Below are 4893 nucleotides of genomic sequence, written 5' to 3'. Positions count from 1 at the left end.
TTTAGAATTGCTTTTTGACTTGATCTTTGTTGTCGCGATCGCAACCGCAGGGCAGCAACTGCATCATGCCATTGTTGAAAATCATTTGGCTCAGGGTTTAACGCTGTATGGCATGGTGTTTTTTGCTTTGTGGTGGGCGTGGATGAACTTTAGTTGGTTTGCCTCGGCATATGATAATGATGATGCGCTCTATCGAATCTTAACTTTTGTACAGATTATTGGTTCTTTGGTCATTGCTGCAGGTATTCCAAGCGCATTTCAAAAGCAGGATTTTGACGTAATTGTGATTGGTTATGCCATTATGCGTCTAGGCTTAGTTACGCAGTGGTTTCGCGTTGCAAAGCATGATCTGTCCCGTCGGAAAACTGCATTACGTTATGCTTTTGGCATCATACTGGTACAAGTCGGGTGGCTGCTCTTTCATTTTTCGCCGCTGCATTTCACCGTTTATCTTTTCATTTTGCTCGCAATTGCTGAACTGTCTGTGCCAGTTTTTGCAGAGGCTGCAAGCCGTACACCTTGGCATGCGCATCATATTGCTGAGCGATATTCACTGCTCACCATTATCGTTTTAGGCGAATCTATTGTCGGATGCTCGATTGCCATAACCGATGCATTAACAAATCAGCGTTTTAGTACTGAACTGATCTTTTTGATGGTAGGCGGCCTGATGATGATGTTCACCATGTGGTGGTCTTATTTTGATACCAGTATTGCAGAGCGTTTAAATAGCCGAAAAATGGCATTTACTTGGGGGTATGGACATTTCTTTGTCTTTATTAGTATCGCGGCGATTGGTGCTAGTTTGGCTGCCGCAGTCGATGTGGTTTCGCATGAGGCACTGATTAGTTCTGAAAAAGAAAGCTACTTTGTGGCGATCAGCCTTGTGATTTATACGACAAGTTTATATTTACTCCATGAATTGCATCATCAAAGTGGTTTTAGAAAACTTTTATATCCTTTAACCGTGGTGATTGTTTTGTGTATTCCGTTGTTTATCACACCCGCAGGTTATGCAATATTTGCGATGGCAGTGGTATATGCACTGCGTTTGATGTTTACAAAATGCTATTTAAAATGAAGGTTTATTGTCATGGTTCCGTCTGCGATGAAGGGACTATGACCTTAGTTTGATGATGGTATTCGTCCGTAATCTTCATAACGACAGTTATTTTTAGCTTGTCTATTGTGTAGTTTGAATGTGAGGAAGGTGTGATTTGAACAAATAAGAAAAATAAATATATCTCTTAATGGTGTACTCCCAAAGAAGAATGGAGAAAAATAAGCTCATAGGGACGTAAATAAAATAGCTGTTTTCTAATCTCGATAGAAAAGCCAATGGAATAGTGAATAAAATTACTAAATAGAGTAAAGGCAGATGGTATTTCCGTTGCCATATTCTCCCGTGGATCAACTCATGGTCAAGACTAAATTGATCTCTATTTGTAATAACTTCGGGGATAGACTGCATAAATTCTGGTTGTTTGAGCAGTACTTTCACTTTCTTTCGTACAAGATATCCATCAATTAAACAGTAGCTTATGAAGATGATGGACATTGTGTGATCAAAAATGATAAGGGGGTAAAAGCATATGCTGAATATGACCAAGCTATTAAATGTTAGTGCTTTAAAATAGCAGTGATGACATGTTCTTGTTGCAGCAATGAGTGTTACTGGAAGCGTAATGATGATTGCGATAATGAGTAGGTAAAAGCGTTGTATGAACAGGTAATACATGCCGAAAAGAAGCCCCATAATAATGACGCATATCCACGACCTATAAATCAGTGAATTTTCTTTTGTTGTTGTATTTATTATTATTTCCATGCTTTATTCTCAAAAAATAAACCCTCCGAAGAGGGTTTAAATCGTCATGCGACACAAGGTTTGTCATTTCGATACTCATAAATTCAATTACTTAGAAAGTATTGCGACACATAATGACAATTTCAGCGACACAACCTATGTCATTTTTTGGATAAAACGACACAACCTGTGTCATTTTGATAAGTACAGGGTTTTAAGAATATTATTAAAAATGCCTTTAGAAACTTGATATATAGTATGAATAACGGTGAATGTAGTTAAAAATTTTAAGAAGGTTATGAAACTAGTAACTATTTAGTCAAAGTGAAAGTTTAGCTATTTGTAAATTAAGACAAACTAAATAAAATTGCTTAACGCTGCTTAAAAAGAAATCTTGGATGGGCGTGAATCAAAAAAGCCTAATTAAAAATAATCAGGCTTTTTGTTTTTTTGTGAGGTAATGATTTATATGTATAAAATTAAACTATTACGTTTAAGACTTATTTTGTGGAATTACAGGAATTGTTATTGTTCAAAAAAATCCTCAGGTAATTCAGCTTCAGGAATCACTCCTAGTTCAACTAAGGCTAAAGAGTTTTCTTGTACTTTTTTCTTCATTTCATCTGATTCATCTGCCCAATGCTCATCAAAAATTAGAATAATTCCTTTATTTAGAGGGGTATCAACATCAACAATTTTGTAAAGGTGGGGTATTAATTTTTCATCTATTTTAATGGGGATATAGCACATGGAAGTCGTTTCTAACCGATGTGGAAAAACATTGATATCTCCAAAAAAGTCGCTATTTAGATATACATAATCATTCTTAGGATATTCTAATACGACTTTAAAAAGTTGAATTATTTGCTCAAGAGTCAAGACTTTTTTGAAAGTCATAACTAAACCTGTTCTATCGAAACTAAAACTCGCAAAAAGCTCTGTTTCTAACGATCCATTCCAGAGCCCAAAAATTTCAAAACTGTCTTCTTTTCTATGATTAAACAAATATTTTTTCGATTTTTCTGAAGGGAAAGGATAGTCTAAAGGTGGTTTTGAGCTAGTTGCATTATTGATATACCAAGTCTTAAAAATAGGATCAATTTTTGACAGTTCAGATATAATCTGCTCAACTTTTTCTATTTGTTCAATTATTTCATTATCATTATTACCAAGAATTTTTGGTATTCGTGTACTAAGAAAATACTCTCTCATACTGAAATCCTATTTTATAAAGGCATAAAAATTGTTGGCACTATGTTGCGACTGAAACGATCAAAATACACTTTAGTTTCTTCTTCATAAAAATACCAATTCAACTTTGATGTTTTAAAACGACTAACAACACTTCTTTGGCTAGTTGCCTCATTACGCATTTTTAGAAAAATATTATTTTTCATAAAATCAGGTTTACCTTCTAAAAATTGAGCATAACGCCCTTTCGCTTCGACAAGTATACATTGCATTGGCCATAGCCCATCAAATGAGACTCCAGATAATACCCACTCTTGTATTTCTGTTGTTTGTTTTGTATTTCCTGAAACAAGATATGGATCTGAAGCTTGGAATGTTAGAGGGTAACTTGATAAGTTGGCTATTTTAATTTGATATTCAGTATTGATTTCATTACCCATTGGGCGTTTTATTTGATGCTTATTACCTAATTGATAAGGTTCACATTTATTACAACGCTGTTGTTTAGTTATATCTTTACTGACCTCTTTAGCTAAAACAACAGCAGCCATACCTTTGGCAGCTTCAACAGCAATCGTCGTACTTCCTGCTGTAGCACCTCCTGTTGTGCCAGTTGCTGCTCCTCGGCCTCCAACTGTAGCTAATCGCCCTAAGCTTATAAGGAATCCTACCATTTAATTCTCACTTAACTCATGAAACTCTAAAGTAGACAATAGGTCTTTTCCTCTAAGATTTGACCCATATATAAATTTTTGTACATCTAGATCCTGGAGAAGATTTTTTCTTATGATGGTATTCCATACAATAAGTTGTGAAATTACTTCGTTATCTGTTAATAACAATGAAATCAATAAATCAAAACTTGCGTAAATTTCTTGTTTTAACAGGTTGTAATTAATTTGATACTCAAGAAAAGATTGTTTGTTATCTAAAAGATAGTTATAAATTTTTTCACATAACTCTTCTCTATTTTTTACTTTTTCCAAGCTATCTATTTGATTTTTATTTAACTTAAGCATCGCTTTTTATCTCGTATATAAGGTGATTAAGTAAATAAGAAATTGATTCCAAACCCTCCATGAATTGCTTTTTTTGTTCATTTGTAAAAATCAAAGAAAAACGATTTATTACACGAGGGTCGTAATATCTAAGAATTCCAATTCCACCATCCTCGAATTCAAGATAGAGTTTTTCTAATAGTGTATTTTTTAATTGTTTTGTATCCAAAAAACTTCTGATCAAAATCATAGAGTCTTTAGCTTTCATAAGTTCTATGTGATTACTTATTTGATCCTGTCTTAGTTGTGATAAATCAAATAATATCGGTCCATATTCATGGGCTTCTTCTTCATATGTTCCTTTGAATAAATAAATACCATCCCCATATGTGTAGGAAATATTGTGTATCACAGTACGATCAATTTGTGCCCCATCAACTAATAAGAAAAATGAATCCTCACTAATTTTATTATTAATTAATTGATCTAGATTATAATTTTGTAAACTCATCTTCTTACTATCCCTAAACCTTCTTTTGCTGCTTTCACAAGACATTCAATACAAATAGGTTGAGCTAGAACATTTTTAAGCATTGGAACTTGAGCACCAGACTGAAAAAGATGCTGTCCTGCTTTAGCCTCAAACTTTGCAGGGGTGATGATAGTTATTCCATCTTGATTGATGATGATCTGAGAGCCACCAGCCATAGATTTACCTATTTATTATAAGTTTATAAAATTCAACCTTAATTTGGCATAATATAAATATTGTTAATTCACTAATTTTGCTAAAAGTATGACATTTATCATAGCAATTCAGTTAAATGATAGCATTATTGTCACTACTGACAATAAGAAAATTATTTTAAGAGAAACAGGCGAAACCCAATTCGATAC

6 protein-coding genes are annotated in these 4893 nt (G+C 33.8%); 1 reads left to right on the top strand and 5 read right to left on the bottom strand.

Annotated features, from left to right (window positions below; all coding sequences use genetic code 11):
- Positions 1-1081, top strand: a 1081-nt coding sequence (locus AVJ20_RS17650; RefSeq protein WP_111886114.1) for a low temperature requirement protein A, incomplete at its 5' end; no start/stop codon positions are given.
- Between the two features lie 1251 nt (positions 1082-2332).
- Here AVJ20_RS17650 and AVJ20_RS17640 read toward each other — a convergent pair.
- Genes AVJ20_RS17640 through AVJ20_RS18910 form a run of 5 tightly spaced genes read right to left on the bottom strand, consistent with a single transcriptional unit; the run spans position 2333 to position 4704 of the window.
- The gene (locus tag AVJ20_RS17640; RefSeq protein ID WP_111886112.1) at positions 2333-3019 is read right to left on the bottom strand and encodes a hypothetical protein; all 687 of its coding nucleotides are present in this window, start codon (positions 3017-3019) and stop codon (positions 2333-2335) included.
- Positions 3020-3033: 14 nt separating this feature from the next.
- Positions 3034-3672 carry a Tox-REase-5 domain-containing protein gene (locus tag AVJ20_RS17635; RefSeq protein ID WP_111886111.1) on the bottom strand — a complete coding sequence of 213 codons (639 nt, stop codon included), beginning with the start codon at positions 3670-3672 and terminating at the stop codon, positions 3034-3036.
- On the bottom strand, positions 3673-4017 hold the full coding sequence (locus AVJ20_RS17630; RefSeq protein WP_111886110.1) for a hypothetical protein: 345 nt from the start codon (positions 4015-4017) through the stop codon (positions 3673-3675).
- Entirely contained in the window at positions 4010-4507 is a 498-nt protein-coding gene (locus AVJ20_RS17625; protein WP_111886109.1) for a DUF4123 domain-containing protein, read from the bottom strand. The genes AVJ20_RS17630 and AVJ20_RS17625 overlap by 8 nt, the downstream gene beginning before the upstream one ends.
- Entirely contained in the window at positions 4504-4704 is a 201-nt protein-coding gene (locus tag AVJ20_RS18910; RefSeq protein ID WP_111886108.1) for a hypothetical protein, read from the bottom strand. The genes AVJ20_RS17625 and AVJ20_RS18910 overlap by 4 nt, the downstream gene beginning before the upstream one ends.
- Positions 4705-4893 lie beyond the last annotated feature (189 nt).

Source organism: Acinetobacter sp. CFCC 11171 (genome assembly GCF_003268405.1).
In the GTDB taxonomy this organism is placed as follows: domain Bacteria; phylum Pseudomonadota; class Gammaproteobacteria; order Pseudomonadales; family Moraxellaceae; genus Acinetobacter; species Acinetobacter amyesii.
Note: the sequence above shows the minus strand (reverse complement) of the source record. Positions and strands in the feature narration are given on the sequence as shown.

Bases quoted from the DNA above. Each gene is read 5' to 3' on its own strand.
- AVJ20_RS17640 (WP_111886112.1), bottom strand. From the start codon at position 3,019: ATGAGAGAGTATTTTCTTAGTACACGAATACCAAAAATTCTTGGTAAT.
- AVJ20_RS17635 (WP_111886111.1), bottom strand. From the start codon at position 3,672: ATGGTAGGATTCCTTATAAGCTTAGGGCGATTAGCTACAGTTGGAGGC.
- AVJ20_RS17630 (WP_111886110.1), bottom strand. From the start codon at position 4,017: ATGCTTAAGTTAAATAAAAATCAAATAGATAGCTTGGAAAAAGTAAAA.
- AVJ20_RS17625 (WP_111886109.1), bottom strand. From the start codon at position 4,507: ATGAGTTTACAAAATTATAATCTAGATCAATTAATTAATAATAAAATT.
- AVJ20_RS18910 (WP_111886108.1), bottom strand. From the start codon at position 4,704: ATGGCTGGTGGCTCTCAGATCATCATCAATCAAGATGGAATAACTATC.